This is a genomic window from Ideonella sp., assembly GCF_041914305.1.
Classification (GTDB): Bacteria; Pseudomonadota; Gammaproteobacteria; order Burkholderiales; family Burkholderiaceae_C; genus Ideonella.
Genome location: NZ_JAYSDQ010000015.1, coordinates 145,550 through 161,161, shown reverse-complemented (window position 1 = coordinate 161,161; position 15,612 = coordinate 145,550). Strand labels below are relative to the sequence as shown.

Below are 15,612 nucleotides of genomic sequence, written 5' to 3'. Positions count from 1 at the left end.
CGGCTCTGGCCGTTCCCCCATGTACAAGCTCGTGCTGATCCGCCACGGCGAATCGACCTGGAACCTGGAAAACCGTTTCACCGGCTGGACCGATGTCGAACTGACCGACACCGGGGTGGCCCAGGCCCGCGCCGCCGGCGCCTTGCTCAAGGCCGAAGGCTACGAGTTCGACGTGGCCTACACCTCGGTGCTCAAGCGCGCGATCTGGACGCTGTGGCACTGCCTGGACGCGATGGACCGCACCTGGCTGCCGGTCGTCAACGACTGGCGCCTGAACGAGCGCCACTACGGCGGCCTGCAAGGCCTGAACAAGCTCGACATGGCCAAGCAGTACGGCGACGAGCAGGTGCTGATCTGGCGCCGCAGCTACGACACGCCGCCGCCGCCGCTGAGCGCCGACGACCCGCGCGGCCAGCGCCAGGACGTGCGCTACGCCAAGCTGCAGCCCGACCAGGTGCCGCTGACCGAATGCCTGAAGGACACCGTGGCGCGTGTGCTGCCGTGCTGGGACGAGGTGCTGGCGCCCGCCATCCGCTCGGGCCAGCGGCTGGTGATCGCTGCGCACGGCAACTCGATCCGCGCGCTGGTCAAGTACCTGGACGGCATCAGCGACGCCGACATCGTCGGGCTGAACATCCCGAACGGCATCCCGCTGGTCTATGAACTCGGCGCCGACCTGAAGCCGATCAAGAGCTACTACCTGGGCGATGCCGACGCGGTGGCCAAGGCCGCCGCAGCGGTGGCCAACCAAGGCAAGAAGGCCTAACCCGGCGCGTCCTCGGACAGCGCCTGCTGGATCTCGTCGCGCAGGTGCGCGGCGAGTGCGCGCCGGTCGGCGTGGCTGCTGCCTTCGCTGAGCAGAAAGCGCAGCTTCACGCCCAGGCCCTGCGCACACACCACGCGCCACATGCTGTGCACCAGCGTCATCTGGTTGATGTAGCAAGCCGAGCTGCTGAAACGCTCGCCCGGCTCGTGGTAGCGCAGCACCACCGGCTGGACCGGCACTTGGCACCCGATCGCCGCCTGCAGCAGGTTGGCATGAAAAGGCAGCACGGTTTCGCCGGCCCCGGTGGTGCCTTCGGGAAACACCGCCACCGTCTCGCCGCGGCCCAGCGCCGCGGCCACCTCGTGCACCACGCGCAGCGCGTCGCGCTTGCGCTCACGCTCGATGAACAGCGTGCCGACCGAGCGGATCAACCAGCCCAGCAGCGGCCAGCGCAGCACGTCGGCCTTGGAGACGAAGCGTGCATGCGGGCAGGCCGCGTGGATCACCGCGATGTCGAGCCACGACACATGGTTGGACACCAGCAGCGCGGCGCCCGGGCGCGGCTTGCCCTCGATCTGCAGCGAGATGCCGAGCAGGCGCAAGGCCTTCGCGCTCCACCACTGCACCTTACGCGCGCGCGCCGCGGCGTCGAGCGAGCGAAAGCGCAAGGCCACGATCGCCATGCCATGCAGCAGGTGCGCGATGCCGCGCAGCAGGCGCCAGAGGCCGACGCTGGCGCGGATCACCGCTCGAATCACTGCGCGGCGTGAGCCTGGTAGGCCACTGTGCCCGCCACCAGCGTGGCACGCACCCGGCCCGGCAGCGCCATGCCGGTCGATGCGAAGTCGAACGGCGTGTGCTTGCCCTGGCTTTGCAGCTCGGCCGGGCGGACCGACCAGGTCGCGGCCGGATCGAACACGCAGACATCGGCGACACCGCCCTCCACCAACCGGCCAGCGCTGCTGGCCAGCGAGCCGAGCGCGTCGCCCAGCACAGCGACCGGCAGGCTGGTGACGCGGGCCAGCGCGGCCGACAGGTCGAGCCTGGCATCGGCGCCCCACTTCAGCGCCAGGCTCAGCAGCAGCTCCAGCCCGGTCGCGCCCGGCTCGGCCTCGCCGAAAGGCAAGGTCTTCGCGTCGGCGTCGACCGGCGTGTGATCGGACACCAGCGCGTCGACCGTGCCATCCGCCAGCGCGGCGCGCAAGGCGTCGCGATCGGCCGGTTGGCGCAGCGGCGGCGACAGCCGCATCGACGAGTTGAAGAAACCGATGTCGACATCGGTCAGGTGCAGCGAGTTGATGCTGACGTCGGCTGTGACCTTCAGCCCCTCGGCCTTGGCCGCCCGCACCAGCGCCACGCCGGCCGCGCTCGACAGCCGGCACAGGTGCACCCGTGCGCCAGTGGCACGCATCAGTTCGAAGATCGTGTGCAGCGCGATCGTCTCGGCCGCCACCGGCACGCCCGACAGACCCAGCCGCGTGGCCACCGCGCCGCTGGCGGCAACACCCTTGCCGAGGAACCCGTCTTGCGGCCGCAGCCAAACCGTGTAGCCGTAGGTCGCCGCGTACTGCAGCGCACGCCACAGCACCAGCGTGTCCTGGATCGGCACCTCGGCCTGCGAGAAGCCGACGCAGCCGCTTTCGGTCAGCTCGGCCATCTCGGTCAGCACCTCGCCGTTCAGGCCGCGCGTCAGGGCGCCGAGCGGGAACAGGCGGCACAGGCTGAGCTTGCGGGCGCGGAACTTCAGCATGTCGACCAGGCCCGGCTCGTCGAGCGCCGGGTCGGTGTCGGGCGGGCAGACCAGGCTGGTCACGCCGCCGGCCGCCGCCGCATTGAGCTCGCTTTCGAGCATGCCCTCGTGCTCGTGCCCCGGCTCGCGCAGGCGCGCCGCCAAGTCGACCAGCCCCGGCGCGACGATGCAGCCGGTGGCATCGATCACGCGCGCCGATTCGAACTCGGCCGGCACGCGGCCAATGCCGACGATGCGCCCCGCAGCCACCGCCACATCGGCGATCTCGTCGCGGCCCGACGCCGGGTCGACCACGCGGCCGTTCGAAACAAGAATCTTCATAGGTCTTCGCTCAAGCTTCGTTGCCAGCAATGATCGACATCACGGCCATGCGCACCGCGATACCGAAAGTCACCTGCGGCAGGATCACGCTGTGCGTGCCGTCGGCCACCGACGAATCGATCTCGACGCCGCGGTTGATCGGGCCCGGGTGCATCACGATCGCGTCGGGCTTGGCCAGCGCAAGCTTGTCGTCGGTCAGGCCGTAGTTCTTGAAGAACTCGCCGGCGCTGGGCAGCATCGCGCCGCTCATGCGCTCGTTCTGCAGCCGCAGCATGATGATCACGTCGGCGCCGCGGATGCCCTCGGCCATGTCGTGGCACACGCGCACACCCATCTGCGCCAGGTCGCCCGGTACCAGCGTCTTCGGGCCTACGGCGCGGATCTCGGGCACGCCCAGCGTCGTCAGCGCATGGATGTCCGAGCGGGCCACGCGCGAGTGCACGATGTCGCCGACGATTGCCACCGTCAGGTTGGAAAAGTCTTTCTTGAAGTGCCGGATCGTGTACATGTCCAGCAAGCCTTGCGTCGGGTGCGCGTGGCGGCCGTCACCGGCATTCACCACGTGCACATGCGGTGCGCAGTGCTGGGCGATCAGGTACGGCGCGCCGGACTCGCTGTGCCGCACGACGAACATGTCGGCGTGCATGGCGCTGAGGTTGGCGATCGTGTCGAGCAGGCTCTCGCCCTTGGACGCGCTGGACTTGGCGATGTCGAGATTGATCACGTCGGCGCTCAGGCGCTTGGCGGCGATCTCGAAGGTCGTGCGGGTGCGGGTCGAGTTCTCGAAGAACAGGTTGAACACGCTCTTGCCACGCAGCAGCGGCACCTTCTTCACCTCGCGGTCGTTGACCGACAGGAAGGTGCCCGCGGTGTCCAGGATGTGCGTCAACACGGCCCGCGGCAGGCCCTCGATCGACAACAGGTGGATCAGCTCGCCGTGGCTGTTCAGCTGGGGGTTGCGGCGCGACAGCATGTCAGTACCGCCCGGCCGTTCCGAAGGTGCTGACGGCCCCGTCGGGGGGCAGCGAACGAAGTGGGCGTGCGGGTCTCATGTCAGCGGGTCGTCCTTGACGGAAAAAGTGAAGCGGCCGTCGTCCTGCCGAGCCAGCGACAGGCGCTGGCTGGCCGGCAGGGCAACGCGGGCTGCGGCATAGGCCGCGGCGATGGGCAGCTGGCGCCCCCCACGATCGACCAGCACCGCCAGCTCGACGCTGGCCGGGCGGCCGAAATCAAACAGCTCGTTGATCACGGCGCGGATGGTTCGGCCGGTGTAGAGCACATCGTCGATCAGCAGGATGTGGCGGCCATCGATCTCGAACGGCAGGTGCGTGGCGTCGGTGCCCGAGGCCAGGCCGCGCTCGCCAAAATCGTCTCGGTGCAGGGTGCTGGAGATCACGCCGTGCGCGCCGGCCAGGCCCAGGTCGGCCTGCAGACGCTCGGCCAGCCAGGCGCCGCCCGACCAGATGCCGACCAGCGACGTCTCGGGTTTGAGCAGGCCGCGCACACCCTGGCGCAACTCGGCGTACAGGGCCTCGGCATCGAGCAGCAAGGTCGTCATCAGGGCATCTCGCGAAAGAATTGGTCCAGGATCAGCGCCGCGGAGGCCGCGTCCAGGTCGGCCGCGCCCGCGGCCCGCGCCTCGGTCGTCGTGTAGCGCTCGTCGACCTCGTGCACCGGCAGCTTGAAGCGGCCGTGCAGCTGGCGGGCGAAGCGCCGCGCGCGGTGGGTATTGTCGTGCTCGGCACCGTCGGGATGGAAGGGAACGCCGACGACCAGCGCGTCGGGCTGCCATTCGGCGATCAGCGCCGCGATGGCCGCGAATCGCGCATCGCCCTCGGCGGCGATGGTCTTCAGCGGCCGCGCCTGGCGCAGCACCAGCGAACCGCCGGCCACCCCGACCCGCCTGACACCAAAATCAAAAGCAAGGAAGGATTGTTCGGCCGCGCGAGCGCCGCCGCTCACGCGTGCCCCGCCTCTTGCGACAGCATGCGCGGGTCGATGCCCAGCAGCGCCAGCGCGCGGTCGTAGCGCTCGGCCACCGGCGTGTCGAAGATGATCCCGGGCTCCGCGTCGACGGTCAGCCAGCCGTTGCGGCCGATCTCGTCTTCGAGCTGGCCGGCCGACCAGCCGCTGTAGCCCAGCGTCACCAGCACCCGCTTCGGGCCCTGGCCGTGCGACATCGCTTCGAGCACGTCCTTGCTGGTGGTCATTTCGAGCCCGCCGGGCACCTGCAGCGTCGAGCTGAAGCCCTGGGCATCGCCACCTTGGGGCTCGTGCAGCACGAAGCCCCGCTCGGTCTGCACCGGGCCGCCAAAGTAGACCGGCTGCTCGGCCAGATCGTTGCCCTCGAGGCTCAGGTCGACCTTTTCGAACAGGTTGGCCAGCGTGATGTCGATCGGCTTGTTGATCACCAGACCGAGGGCGCCCTTGTCGCTGTGCTCGCACAGGTAGACCACGGCGCCCGAGAAGGTGTCGTCGGCCATGCCGGGCATGGCGATCAGGAACTGATTGGTGAGGTTGATGCCTTCCGACGCCATGCCGACATTCTATTTCAGCCCCTCCGAAAGTCCGGCGGCTTTCATCCAGGGCGGCAGCAGGGTGGCACCCCGGGCCGCCGGAGCGGCGACACTGTGGTGATGACGCCCACCACCCCCGTGCTGGACCGCGCGCTGGTCTGGTTTCGCCGTGACCTGCGCGCCGACGACCACGCCGCGCTGTACGCCGCCTGCCGAGGCGCGCGCCAGGTGTATGCGGTCTTCGTCTTCGACACCGACATCCTCGCGCCGCTGCCGCGGGCCGACCGGCGCGTCGAGTTCATTCGCGACAGCCTGGTCGACCTGGATGCGCAGCTGCGGGCGCTCGGCCAATCACATGGGGTGCCGGATGTCGGCCTGATCGTGCGCCAGGGCCACGCGGTCGACGAGGTGGCGCGGCTGGCCGGGCAATTGCGGGTACAGGCGGTCTACGCCGCCCACGACGACGAGCCGGCGGCGCTGGCCCGCGACGCTGCGGCGCGCGGGGTGCTGGCCGACGCCGGCCGCTCGCTCTACACGGTCAAGGACCACGTGATCTTCGAGCGTGACGAGGTGATGACGGCCACCGGCACGCCCTACAGCGTGTTCACCCCCTACAAGAACGCCTGGCTGAAGAAGGTCGACAGCTTCTACCTGCGCGCCTACCCGGTGGCGCGCCATGCGGCCAGCCTGGCCCGCTGGCCCGACGCAGCCGGCGACCCCGGGGTGCCGAGCCTGGTCGACATCGGCTTCGAGACCACCGACCTGCACACGCTCCGGCTGCCCAGCGGCAGCACCGGCGCGGACGAGCTGCTCGACGACTTCCTGCAGCGGATCGACGACTACGGCCGTGCGCGCGACTTTCCGGCCGTCAAAGGCCCCAGCTACCTCGGGGTGCACCTGCGCTTCGGCACGGTGTCGATCCGCCGGCTGGCGCGCGAGGCCTGGCAGCGTGTGCAGGCCGCCTCGCCGGGGGCCGAGGTGTGGTTGTCCGAGCTGATCTGGCGCGATTTCTACCACCAGGTGCTGCACCACCACCCGCGCGTGGTCGGCCATGCCTTCAAGCCCGAGTACGACGCGATCAAGTGGGAGCACGGCAAACATGCCGACGCGCTGTTCGCCGCCTGGTGCGAGGGCCGCACCGGCTACCCGCTGGTCGACGCGGCGATGCTGCAGCTGCGCCTGACCGGCTACATGCACAACCGGCTGCGCATGGTCAGCGCCAGTTTCCTGGTCAAGGACCTGGGGCTGGACTGGCGCCGCGGCGAGGCCTGGTTCGCCCAGTGGCTGAACGATTTCGACCTGGCCGCCAACAACGGCGGTTGGCAGTGGGCCGCGTCCACCGGCTGCGATGCGCAGCCGTACTTCCGCATCTTCAACCCGTTGTCGCAGAGCGAAAAGTTCGACCCCGAGGGCCGCTTCATCAAGCGCTACCTGCCGGTGCTGGCCGGGCTCGACGCGCCGGCGATCCACGCACCGTGGAAGGCCAAGCCGCTGGAGCTGCAGGCCGCAGGGCTGGTGATCGGCCGCGACTACCCCGAGCCCATCGTCGACCACGACATCGCGCGCCAGCGGACCCTGGAGCGCTTCGCGGTCGCGCGCCGCACCTGAAGACCCGGCCGCGCAGCCTCGTCAGGCCGCAGTGGTCAGTGCTTGTCGTCGACCCAGCCGAGCTTCTTCAGGCCGTTCACGATGCCGGTGACGGTGGTCTCGAAGTCACCGCCATCGCCACGCTTGGCGTTGAAAAAGCCGTGGTTGCGGCCGGGGAAGGCCTGCACGGTGACCTCGCCGCCGCCCAGCGCGCGTGAACGGTCGCGGAACTCGGTGACCTGCGAGAACGGCACCACCTTGTCGGCCGTGCCATGGAAGATCCAGGTCGGCGGCAGCGTGGCGTCCATCAGCACCGTGGGCGAGAGCTGGCGCCGCTGTTCGACCGGCACCGGCCGATCGTAGCGCTCGAGGTTGAGCGGCGGGTTCATCAAGAACAAGGCCTGCGGACGTGGGCTGACGCTCAGGTCGTCGCTGGGGTCGTCCAGCGGGTTGGCGGGCGCCGGCTTGCCGGCCACCACCGGCGCATTGGCCACCGCGGCCATGGCCGCCAGGTGGCCGCCGCTGGAGCCGCCGCCGGCGCCGATGCGCTGCACGTCGCAGCCCAGTTGGGCGGCCTTGGCCCGCACATAGCGCAAGGCCGAGCGGGCGTCCTGCACTGCGCGCAGGGGCAGGTCATCGCCGTCGCGCATCAGGCGGTATTGCACGCTGATGCCGATCACGCCCACGTCGGCCAGCTTCTGCGCATAGGCCATGAACTGCTTGGGGTCGCCACTGCGCCAGGCGCCGCCGTGGAAGAACAGCACGCACGGCCGCAGGCCCGGAAACCGCTCGGGCTCGGGCCGCGCGAAATGCATCTTCAGTTTGGCATCGGGGGTGGTCTTGTAGATCACCACCGCGGCGCGGCTGAGGGCCGAGCCGCCCGGGGCCACGGGCGCCGGGGCGGCGTTTGCCGCAGGGGCGGGTGCCGGGCCTGGCGCAGGGCCGGGCGGCACCGCCGGCGCAGGGCTCGACGGGCTTCGCGCCACGGGCGGCGCGGGCGCCACCGGGGTTTCAGGGGCGGCCGCCTGGGCCGCGCCGGCGCCGCCGAGGATGGCGGCCAGCCAACGTTTCCAGCCGCCGCGGTGGCGCGGCGGATCCGAGGGGGTTCGATTCATGGTGGACGGCCCGGCCAAGCCAGGCTCAAAACAAGTCGATGTCGCCGGCCTTCTTGTCGTCTTCAAGCAGGCCCTCGCGCACCAGGGCGGCATGGCAACGCACCTGGTCGCGGCCGTGGTTCTTCGCGAAGTAGACGGCGCGGTCCGCGCGCTCGACGGCGGCGTTGGGCGAATCACCGTTGCGCACGTCGGTGAACCCCACGCTCACGGTGATCTGCTTGACCTGCGGGAAGACATAGCCACGCACCGCTTCGCGGAAGCGTTCGAGCGCGGCCAGCGCGTCTTCTTCGCTGGTGCAGCGCAACAAGACGACGAACTCTTCACCGCCGAAGCGGTAGAGCTGGTCATAGAAACGGAAGCAGCTGCGCATCACCCGCGACAGCAGCAGCAGCACTTCGTCGCCGATCAGGTGGCCGAAGCCGTCGTTGACCTGCTTGAAGTGGTCGATGTCGACCACGCCCAGCCAATAGCTGCCGGCGGCCGCATGGCGCCGGTCGCCGGGCTGGTCGGTCGAGGCCGATCGAGGCACGGCCGAGGCCTTGTAGAAGGTCTCGTCGAAGCTCTTGCGGTTCAGCAGGCCCGTCAGCGTGTCGCGCTCGCTGTAGTCGAGCAGGCCCTGCACGTTGCGGTAGATGCGCAACACGCCCACCAGCAGGCGCTTGAAGTCGTCGTTCAGCGGCTGCTCGGTGACCAGCTCGACCACGCCGATCACCCCGGTGTCGGACGCCAGCGGCAGCAACAAGGTGGTCTGCTTTTCGCCAGTCAGCTCGATTTCGGCCGCGGTCTGCAGGCACTGCAGGCGCTCTGGCCGGTCGGCCAGCAGCGGCAAGGCCCGAGGATCGGCCCAGGACGAATCGGCCCGGGCGGCCACGTCGTCGGCCCCCAGATGGGCCCTCGTCAACCACCGCTCGTCGCCAGAATCGCCGACCACACGGTGAACCGCGACGCTGCACGGATGCAGCAGGTCGCGGATCGACGTCACCAAACTGACGTCCAGCGTGTCGCGGTCGCGCAGGCCGGTGAGTTCGGCCAGTTGGTCAACGATTTGGGCCATGCATCCTGATCAATGGGGCCGCCGCAGCCCCTTCATGCCGGCACCGCGGGTTGTGCATAGGAGCGTACCAGGGCCAGCAAAGCATCTTCATCGTACGGCTTGCCCAGGTAGTGGTCGACCCCCAGTTCCTGCGCGTGTTCGCGGTGCTTTTGCGCGATGCGCGACGTGATCATGATCACCGGCAGGTCTTGCAGGCGGGCATCGTTACGCACGTTGCGCACCAGGTCGAAGCCGTCCATGCGTGGCATCTCGATGTCGCTGAGCATCACGGCCGGCCGCTCGTCGGCCAGCTGTTCCAGCGCATCCAGGCCGTCGCGGGCCAGCACCACGCGGTAGCCTTCGCGCAGCAGCAGGCGCTGGGTCACGCGGCGCACGGTCAGCGAATCGTCGACCACCATCACCAGCGGAGCGCGGTTCTCGTTGCGCGGGATCGCGCCTTCGGTCACCGGCGACACCACCGCCAGCGTCTCTTCCAGCGACGGCTCGACCAGTTGGTCCATCACCGGCGCGGTCGGCTCCTGCAGCCATTGCACCAGACGCTGGCGGGCGTCGTCGCCGTAGATCGTGGCCAGCGCCACCGGGTTGTAGATCAGCACCGTCTCGCCGCTGGCCAGCAGCGACATGCCGGCCAGGCCAGGCAGGCGGCCCAGTTGCGGGCCGAGGTTCTTGACCACCACTTCCTGGTTGCCCAGCACCTGGCTGACGTGCAGCGCGACGCGCTGCTGCGCGCTGCGGGCGATCACCACGTGGGTGGTCTTGCCCTCCGCGGCGCCGCGCAGGCCGTGCTGCAGCAGGCTGCCGAGCCAGAAGAACGGCACCTCCTGGTCACCGTGGCGCAACACGCCGCTGTGGTAGGCCGCTTCGACCTCGGCCACCGGCACGCGGCGCACGGTTTCCACCAGGGTGGCCGGCACCGCCATGTGCAGCTCGCCGCAGGCCAGCGCCACCACCTGGGTGACGGCGGTGGTCAGCGGCAGCACCAGCTGGAACGCCGTGCCGCGGCCAGTGGCGCTGGCGGTCTCGATGCGACCGCCCAGCGAGGTGACTTCGGCGCGCACCACGTCCATGCCGACGCCCCGGCCGGCCAGTTCGGTGATCTGGTCGGCGGTCGAGAAGCCTGGCGTGAAGATCAGGCCGGCCAGCTCGCCTTCGGTCGGCTTGGCGTCGGCCGCCAGCAGGCCCAGGCGACGCGCGCGCTCGGCGATGCGGGCCAGGTTCAGGCCGGCGCCATCGTCGCGCACTTCGATGCGCACTTCATTGCCGGCCTGGTGCAGGCTGACTTCGATGTTGCCGTGCGGATCTTTGCCGGTTGCTTCGCGGACGGCCGGCGTTTCAATGCCGTGCGCCACCGCGTTGCGCAGCAAGTGTTCGAACGCCGGCGCCATGCGGTCCAGCACGCTGCGGTCGAGTTCGATCGCACCGCCGACCAGGTTCAGGCGCACCTGTTTGCCCGATTCCTTCGCGGCCTGGCGCACGGTGCGGTACAGCCGGTCCGACAGCGTGTCGAACTCGACCATGCGCGCCCGCAGCAGGTCGTCCTGCAGGTCGCGCGTCAACCGGGCCTGGAAGGCCAGTTGGTCTTCCGTGCTCTGCAGCGTCAGCTGAATGCCGCGCTGCACCGTGCCCACGTCGCCGACCGACTCGGCCAGCATCCGCGTCAGTTCCTGCACGCGGGTGAAGCGGTCCATTTCGAGCGGGTCGAAGGCCTGCTGCGAATGGCGTGCCGCTTCCATGCGCGACGTCATCTGGGTTTCGGCCTGCAACTCCAGGTCGCGCAGTTGGCGACGCAAGCGGTCCAGGTTGTCCGTCAGTTCTTTCAGCGCGCCCTGCAACTGGCCCATGTCGGACTCGATACGGGCGCGCGCGATGCCCACCTCACCGGCGTGGCTGACCAGGCGCTCGAGCAGCGGCGCGCGCACGCGCACGATGCCACCGCCCATTTCGGCGCCCGCATGGCCGGCGCCCGGCGCTGCCGCGGCGTGCACGGCGAAGCGGCCCCAGTCGATCGCCGTGGGCGTCGCCCCGCCGGCGGTGACCGGCTCGGGCTTGGCAGGCGCTTCGGCCACCGGCAAGGCCTTCGGCACCACGCCGACGTCGACGGTCGGCAGCGCAGCCGCTGCCGGAGCCGGCACCGGGGGCGCCAGCACGGCCGGGGCGGGCTTGGCCTTCTCGGCCGGTGCCCCACCACCCAACAGGCGCTGGAACTCTTCGGCCAATGCGTCGACACCGCTGTGCAGGTGCGACAGCACCGCGGCGTCGGGCGTGCCCTGCGCGGTGACCTGGCCAATCGCGGTTTCCAGGCGGTGGGCGATTTCGCCCAGGCGCATCGCACCCGCCAGACGCGAGCTGCCCTTGATCGTGTGCAGCACCCGCATGGCGGCGGTCGCCGAATCGCTGGCCTGCGGCTCGGCTTCCCACTGCCGCACGGCTTGCGCCAGGGCCGGAATCAGGTCCCGGCCTTCGTCGATGAAGATCGGGATCAACTCTTCGTCGATCGAGTCTTCGGTGTCCAGGTCTTCGGTGAAATCGCCCCACAGGCCTTCGCGGGCCACCGAGACGGGCACCGGCTCGTCGACATCGGACGGCGCTTGTTCATCGCTCAACGAGGTGAAGCGCACGGCACCCAGCGGGGCCTGCATCGTCACCGGGCCGGCTTCTTCTTCGTCGGGCTCGGTCGCCAGTTCGGCCACCGGGGCGGGCGGCGCCATGGCCACCGGGGCGGCCACGGGAGCTTCCTCTTCGGCCGGGGCCGGGGCGGGCGGCACCGGCTCGGGCACCTCGGCCGCCTCTGCCACCTCGGCCATTGGCGCCGGTGCGGCGGGCGCCTGCAGCGGCATCGGCTCGGACGGCACCGGGCCGAAATTCATCACCGCCGACACCGGCCCGTCCAACGGGGCCAGGCTGGAGCGGCCGGCGGCCAGGGCCTCTTGTGCCTCGCGCGCCTCGTGCGCATCCAGGCGTGCCAACAGCTCGGTGGCCACGGGCTTCAGGAACCCGGCGGCGAACTGGTGCAGCAGGCGGCGGATTTCGTCGCCCACGTCGGCAAACAGCCGCGCCTCGTCGGGCTGGCCCATGCCCCGCAGGACCGAGCGCTCCAGGCCGTGCTCCAGGCGGCGCGCCAGGTTCGACAGGTCGCTGTAGCCCACGGCCGCCGAGTTGCCGGCCAACGAATGGGCCAGCGCCACCGCAGCCTCGCCGACGGGGCGGTCCAGCTCGTGCTGCCATTCGGCGATCTCGACCCCGAGGCGGCGCGACTGCTCGTCGGCTTCGTTGAGGAAGATGTTGAACAGCGCGATCTGGATCCGCAGCGGGCCGACCACCTTGTAGCGATCGGCATCGTCTTCGGGCGCGGCCTCGGCGGGCGTGGCCGCGGCGGCTGTCTCTTCGACCACCGGCTCGGGCAGCGGCGCCAGCTCGGCCGGCACTTCGGCCGCCACGGCTTCGGCGGCAACGGCCTGCTCCGGCTCGGGGGCGGCTTCGACCGCCGGCGGTTCGATCGGCAGCTCGAGGTCCAGCTCCAGGTCGACCGACTCCAGCGCCTGGCTGGCCAGCTCTTCGGGCTCCTCGTTGAGCGACTCGCCCAGCAGATCGCCGAGCGACATCTCGGCGGTCGACGCCCACTCGGCGCCGGGCTCGCGCGCCGGCCGCCGCGCCACAGGCGCCGGTGCGGGGGTGGGTGTGGGCGCAGCGGCCGGCTCGGCCGGCAGGCGCAACGTGGTCGGCTCGATGTCGGCGGGCAGCGTGGCTTCGGCCGCGGGCTCGTGAAGCTCGGGCAGCGCCAGATCGGCGTCGGACAGCTCCTGCACCTCGGGCAGCGCCGGCAGGTCGAGCGACGGCAGCTCGGGCAGGGTGTCGGCGGTGATGAACGGCGACGCCATCGACGGCTCGAGCATCGGGGCCGTGTCGAGCGACGACAGGTCGATCAGCGGCGGCTCGCTTTCGACCGCCGGCGCAGCGACTGGCGCCGGGGCGGGAGCGGGAGCCGCCACATCCTGGCGCAGGCGCAGGGCCTCGGCCTCCTTGGCCAGCGGGCGACCGTCGGGCACGTTGCCGCGGCCCGAAGACAGCGCATCGACCCACTGCGACAGCAGACTCAGGGCACGCGTGCTGAAGTCGCGCAGCGCCGGGTCGGCTTCGACCACGGCTTCGGCCAGGCGCGCGTTGAACAGCTGCTCGCAGGCCCAGGCGGCTTCGCCATAGTCCTTCAGGCCGACCATGCGCGAGCTGCCCTTCAGGGTGTGGAAGGCGCGGCGCAAGACGGTCAGCGCTTCCAGGTCCTGCGGCTGCTCGGCCAGCTGGGCCAGTGCGGCCTCGCCACCTTCGACGACCTCGCGCGCTTCCTCGAAGAAGATCTCGCGCATGTCGTCGGGCTCTTCGTCCAACGGCATCGGCCGGCTGCGCGGCGATTCGGGCGGCGGCGGGGGCTCTTGCTTGGCGACGAAATCGCCCATGGTCTGGGCGATGTCGGCGCGTGCGGCGTCGCGCTCGGCCTCGCTGGCGGCGCTGGCCAGCGCGTCACGCGCCTGGGCCGCGCGCACCGCCAGTTGCGGCGCGTCGGCGGCAACGGCCTGGTTCGACAAGTTGTCCAGCGTGCGCGACAGGTCGTCGTCGGACATGCTGTGGGCCGTGGCCGATTCGACCAGCGACTGGGCTTGCTCGATCAGGCCGGCTTCGGCAGCCGGGCCGGCCGTCTGGGTCACGCGGGTGTGGCCCATGACCGCGGCGAAGCGGCCGGTCTCGGCGTTGAAGCGGAACAGGGTCTTGGCCAGCTGCGGCTGCACGCCCAGCATGTCGATCATGAACGACAGGCCGCCGACGTTGTCGGCCAGGCGGCCGGCCATGTCTTCGCCGGCTTCGGTCGCCAGCATCATTGCGTCGACGTCGTCGCGCATGCGCTGGACCGCGAGCGAGGCCTGGTCCAGGCCCAGCACCGACAGCACGCCGCGCATCGCGGCCAGCTCGCCCGGCACGCTCTTGAGCAGTTCCTTGTCGTCGGGCTGGCGGCTGAAGCGGTCGAGCTGCTGCTCGATCTCGGCCAGCGACGCGCGCAACTCGGCGACCACGCTGCCCATGGTCTGGCGGTCCGACACCTCGCGGTACAGCACCTCCATCCACGGCTCCACCGGTGGCTGCTCGCCACCGGCCGTCACCGTGCTCAGGCGCTGCGCCAGGCGGTGCATGCGCTGCTGCATCTCGGGCCGGTCGAGGTCGATGTCGTCCAGCGAAGCGTCGACACACAACAGCGCCGTCGCGACCTCCATCGCCAACGCGGGCGACGGGGTGTGGCCGCGCTGCGTGGCGGCCATCAAGGCGGCGGAAAGCTCATCGCCTTGCGGGTAGATCTGGCGCACCGACTCGGCCACCAGCGCGGCCTGTTCGGGCACCGCGGCGCCCAGCGCCGTGTCGCCCGAGACCAGCGCCGACCAGGTTTCCTTCAGGGCCGACACGCGCTTGCGCGCCAGCGGGATGATCGCCGGGTCGAAACGACCGAGTGGGCTGACGTCGTAGTTGACCGGCTCGGCGTTGCCCAGCGCCATCGAGCGGCGCACCTGGGCCAGCCGCGGTGCCACGTTGGTGTTCACCGGGCGCGCCTGGGCGCAGAAGAAGCGCAGGTCACGCAGCAGGCGACCCGGGCCGTCGGTGGCGCCGCGCTCGACCGCACGCAACTGCGCCAGCAGGCGCGAAACCAGCCGCTTGGTGTACAGGTCGGCCTTCAGCGCGCCGACAGCCTGGGCCTCGTAGAAGGCCGATGCCAGCTGCCACAGCGTGGCGGTGCGGCCCTGGGCGCTCGACGACAGGCCGGCGAACAGGTCGCTCATGCGGTGCAGCGACGCGTTGTCGCCGCTGCGCAGCGCCTTCAGCATCGCCGACTCGATGGCGGCGTGCACCTCTTGGTCAGGCTCCAGCGGCGCGAAGCCGGAGTCCCAGCTCGGCACCGGTTCGCTGCGGTCTTCGGCTTCCCACAGGTCGGCCGGGTGGATGCGGTCCACCTTGGCCATCGCCAGCACGGCCTTGTACTGCGGGAACAGCGTCAGCGGCGACAGCGGCTGGCCGGCCAGTTCGCGGCGCAGGAAATCGAGCAGCGCAAACGACGCGTGCTCGATCGCTTCGATGGCCGCGTTGTCGAGCGGCACCGTGCGGTCGATCAGGCGGCTGACCGCCTGTTCGCTGGCGTTCAGGCAGCGCGCAGCCGCCGGCAGCCCGATCATTTCGAGGGCACCGACGCCCTGGTGCATCAGGGTGCGGGCTTGCAGCAGTGCGGTCGGCGGGGCATCGGCCTCGGGCTCGGCACCAGCGCGCTGTTCGAGATCGCGCAGGTGGCGACGCAACGACTTGTGGGCCTGGTCCAACGTCCGGCGCAGTTCTTCCTGCACCCACGCCAGGGCGCTCAGGTCGCCAGGCAAGGTTTGATCGCGGTCAGAGGGCATGGCGTTCGCTGAATTGGTCGATCGGCAGGCGGCGTCAAATGCCGCAAGGCCGCCCTGGGGCGGCCAAGTGCTCCC

At 70.5% G+C, this 15,612-nt stretch carries 11 protein-coding genes; 2 read left to right on the top strand and 9 right to left on the bottom strand.

All coding sequences use genetic code 11. The annotated features are described in order from the left end of the window. The first annotated feature begins 19 nt into the window (after positions 1 to 19). Complete coding sequence (gpmA, locus tag ACE3SG_RS19815) at positions 20 to 766, top strand: 2,3-diphosphoglycerate-dependent phosphoglycerate mutase (RefSeq protein WP_374567881.1); 747 nt, start codon at positions 20 to 22, stop codon at positions 764 to 766. On the opposite strand, the gene ACE3SG_RS19810 is transcribed toward gpmA, so the two are convergent. The 6 genes from ACE3SG_RS19810 to ACE3SG_RS19785 all read right to left on the bottom strand — a co-directional run bounded on the left by ACE3SG_RS19810 (position 763) and on the right by ACE3SG_RS19785 (position 5,374). After that, a complete protein-coding gene (locus ACE3SG_RS19810) occupies positions 763 to 1,524 on the bottom strand; it encodes a lysophospholipid acyltransferase family protein (protein ID WP_374567880.1) in 762 nt (253 codons plus the stop codon). The genes gpmA and ACE3SG_RS19810 overlap by 4 nt on opposite strands. Further along, a complete protein-coding gene (locus ACE3SG_RS19805; RefSeq protein ID WP_374567879.1) occupies positions 1,521 to 2,837 on the bottom strand; it encodes a dihydroorotase in 1,317 nt (438 codons plus the stop codon). The genes ACE3SG_RS19810 and ACE3SG_RS19805 overlap by 4 nt, the downstream gene beginning before the upstream one ends. Before the next feature lie 10 nt (positions 2,838 to 2,847). After that, a complete protein-coding gene (locus ACE3SG_RS19800; protein ID WP_329722744.1) occupies positions 2,848 to 3,810 on the bottom strand; it encodes an aspartate carbamoyltransferase catalytic subunit in 963 nt (320 codons plus the stop codon). A gap of 75 nt (positions 3,811 to 3,885) precedes the next feature. After that, entirely contained in the window at positions 3,886 to 4,395 is a 510-nt protein-coding gene (pyrR, locus tag ACE3SG_RS19795) for a bifunctional pyr operon transcriptional regulator/uracil phosphoribosyltransferase PyrR (RefSeq protein ID WP_374567877.1), read from the bottom strand. Next, positions 4,395 to 4,799 carry a Holliday junction resolvase RuvX gene (gene ruvX / locus ACE3SG_RS19790; protein ID WP_374567875.1) on the bottom strand — a complete coding sequence of 135 codons (405 nt, stop codon included), beginning with the start codon at positions 4,797 to 4,799 and terminating at the stop codon, positions 4,395 to 4,397. Before ruvX ends, pyrR begins: the two co-directional genes overlap by 1 nt. Further along, positions 4,796 to 5,374 carry a YqgE/AlgH family protein gene (locus ACE3SG_RS19785; protein ID WP_374567874.1) on the bottom strand — a complete coding sequence of 193 codons (579 nt, stop codon included), beginning with the start codon at positions 5,372 to 5,374 and terminating at the stop codon, positions 4,796 to 4,798. The genes ruvX and ACE3SG_RS19785 overlap by 4 nt, the downstream gene beginning before the upstream one ends. Before the next feature lie 99 nt (positions 5,375 to 5,473). Here ACE3SG_RS19785 and ACE3SG_RS19780 point away from each other — a divergent pair, with 99 nt between their 5' ends. After that, a complete protein-coding gene (locus ACE3SG_RS19780; protein ID WP_374567873.1) occupies positions 5,474 to 6,961 on the top strand; it encodes a deoxyribodipyrimidine photo-lyase in 1,488 nt (495 codons plus the stop codon). A 35-nt stretch (positions 6,962 to 6,996) separates the two neighbouring features. Here the strand turns inward: ACE3SG_RS19780 and ACE3SG_RS19775 are convergent, their stop codons facing one another. From ACE3SG_RS19775 to ACE3SG_RS19765, 3 genes are read right to left on the bottom strand one after another with little or no spacing between them, the layout of a single operon-like run. Continuing rightward, entirely contained in the window at positions 6,997 to 8,055 is a 1,059-nt protein-coding gene (locus ACE3SG_RS19775; RefSeq protein ID WP_374567872.1) for an alpha/beta hydrolase, read from the bottom strand. A 25-nt stretch (positions 8,056 to 8,080) separates the two neighbouring features. Beyond that, a complete protein-coding gene (locus ACE3SG_RS19770; RefSeq protein WP_374567870.1) occupies positions 8,081 to 9,109 on the bottom strand; it encodes a GGDEF domain-containing protein in 1,029 nt (342 codons plus the stop codon). A 32-nt stretch (positions 9,110 to 9,141) separates the two neighbouring features. Beyond that, positions 9,142 to 15,537 carry an Hpt domain-containing protein gene (locus tag ACE3SG_RS19765; RefSeq protein WP_374567868.1) on the bottom strand — a complete coding sequence of 2,132 codons (6,396 nt, stop codon included), beginning with the start codon at positions 15,535 to 15,537 and terminating at the stop codon, positions 9,142 to 9,144. Positions 15,538 to 15,612: the final 75 nt, after the last annotated feature.

What these genes read in the sequence shown, in the direction of transcription:
- gpmA (WP_374567881.1), top strand. Translation starts at nt 20, where the DNA reads ATGTACAAGCTCGTGCTGATCCGCCACGGCGAATCGACCTGGAACCTG.
- ACE3SG_RS19805 (WP_374567879.1), bottom strand. Translation starts at nt 2,837, where the DNA reads ATGAAGATTCTTGTTTCGAACGGCCGCGTGGTCGACCCGGCGTCGGGC.
- ACE3SG_RS19800 (WP_329722744.1), bottom strand. Translation starts at nt 3,810, where the DNA reads ATGCTGTCGCGCCGCAACCCCCAGCTGAACAGCCACGGCGAGCTGATC.
- pyrR (WP_374567877.1), bottom strand. Translation starts at nt 4,395, where the DNA reads ATGACGACCTTGCTGCTCGATGCCGAGGCCCTGTACGCCGAGTTGCGC.
- ACE3SG_RS19785 (WP_374567874.1), bottom strand. Translation starts at nt 5,374, where the DNA reads ATGGCGTCGGAAGGCATCAACCTCACCAATCAGTTCCTGATCGCCATG.
- ACE3SG_RS19780 (WP_374567873.1), top strand. Translation starts at nt 5,474, where the DNA reads ATGACGCCCACCACCCCCGTGCTGGACCGCGCGCTGGTCTGGTTTCGC.
- ACE3SG_RS19775 (WP_374567872.1), bottom strand. Translation starts at nt 8,055, where the DNA reads ATGAATCGAACCCCCTCGGATCCGCCGCGCCACCGCGGCGGCTGGAAA.
- ACE3SG_RS19770 (WP_374567870.1), bottom strand. Translation starts at nt 9,109, where the DNA reads ATGGCCCAAATCGTTGACCAACTGGCCGAACTCACCGGCCTGCGCGAC.
- ACE3SG_RS19765 (WP_374567868.1), bottom strand. Translation starts at nt 15,537, where the DNA reads ATGCCCTCTGACCGCGATCAAACCTTGCCTGGCGACCTGAGCGCCCTG.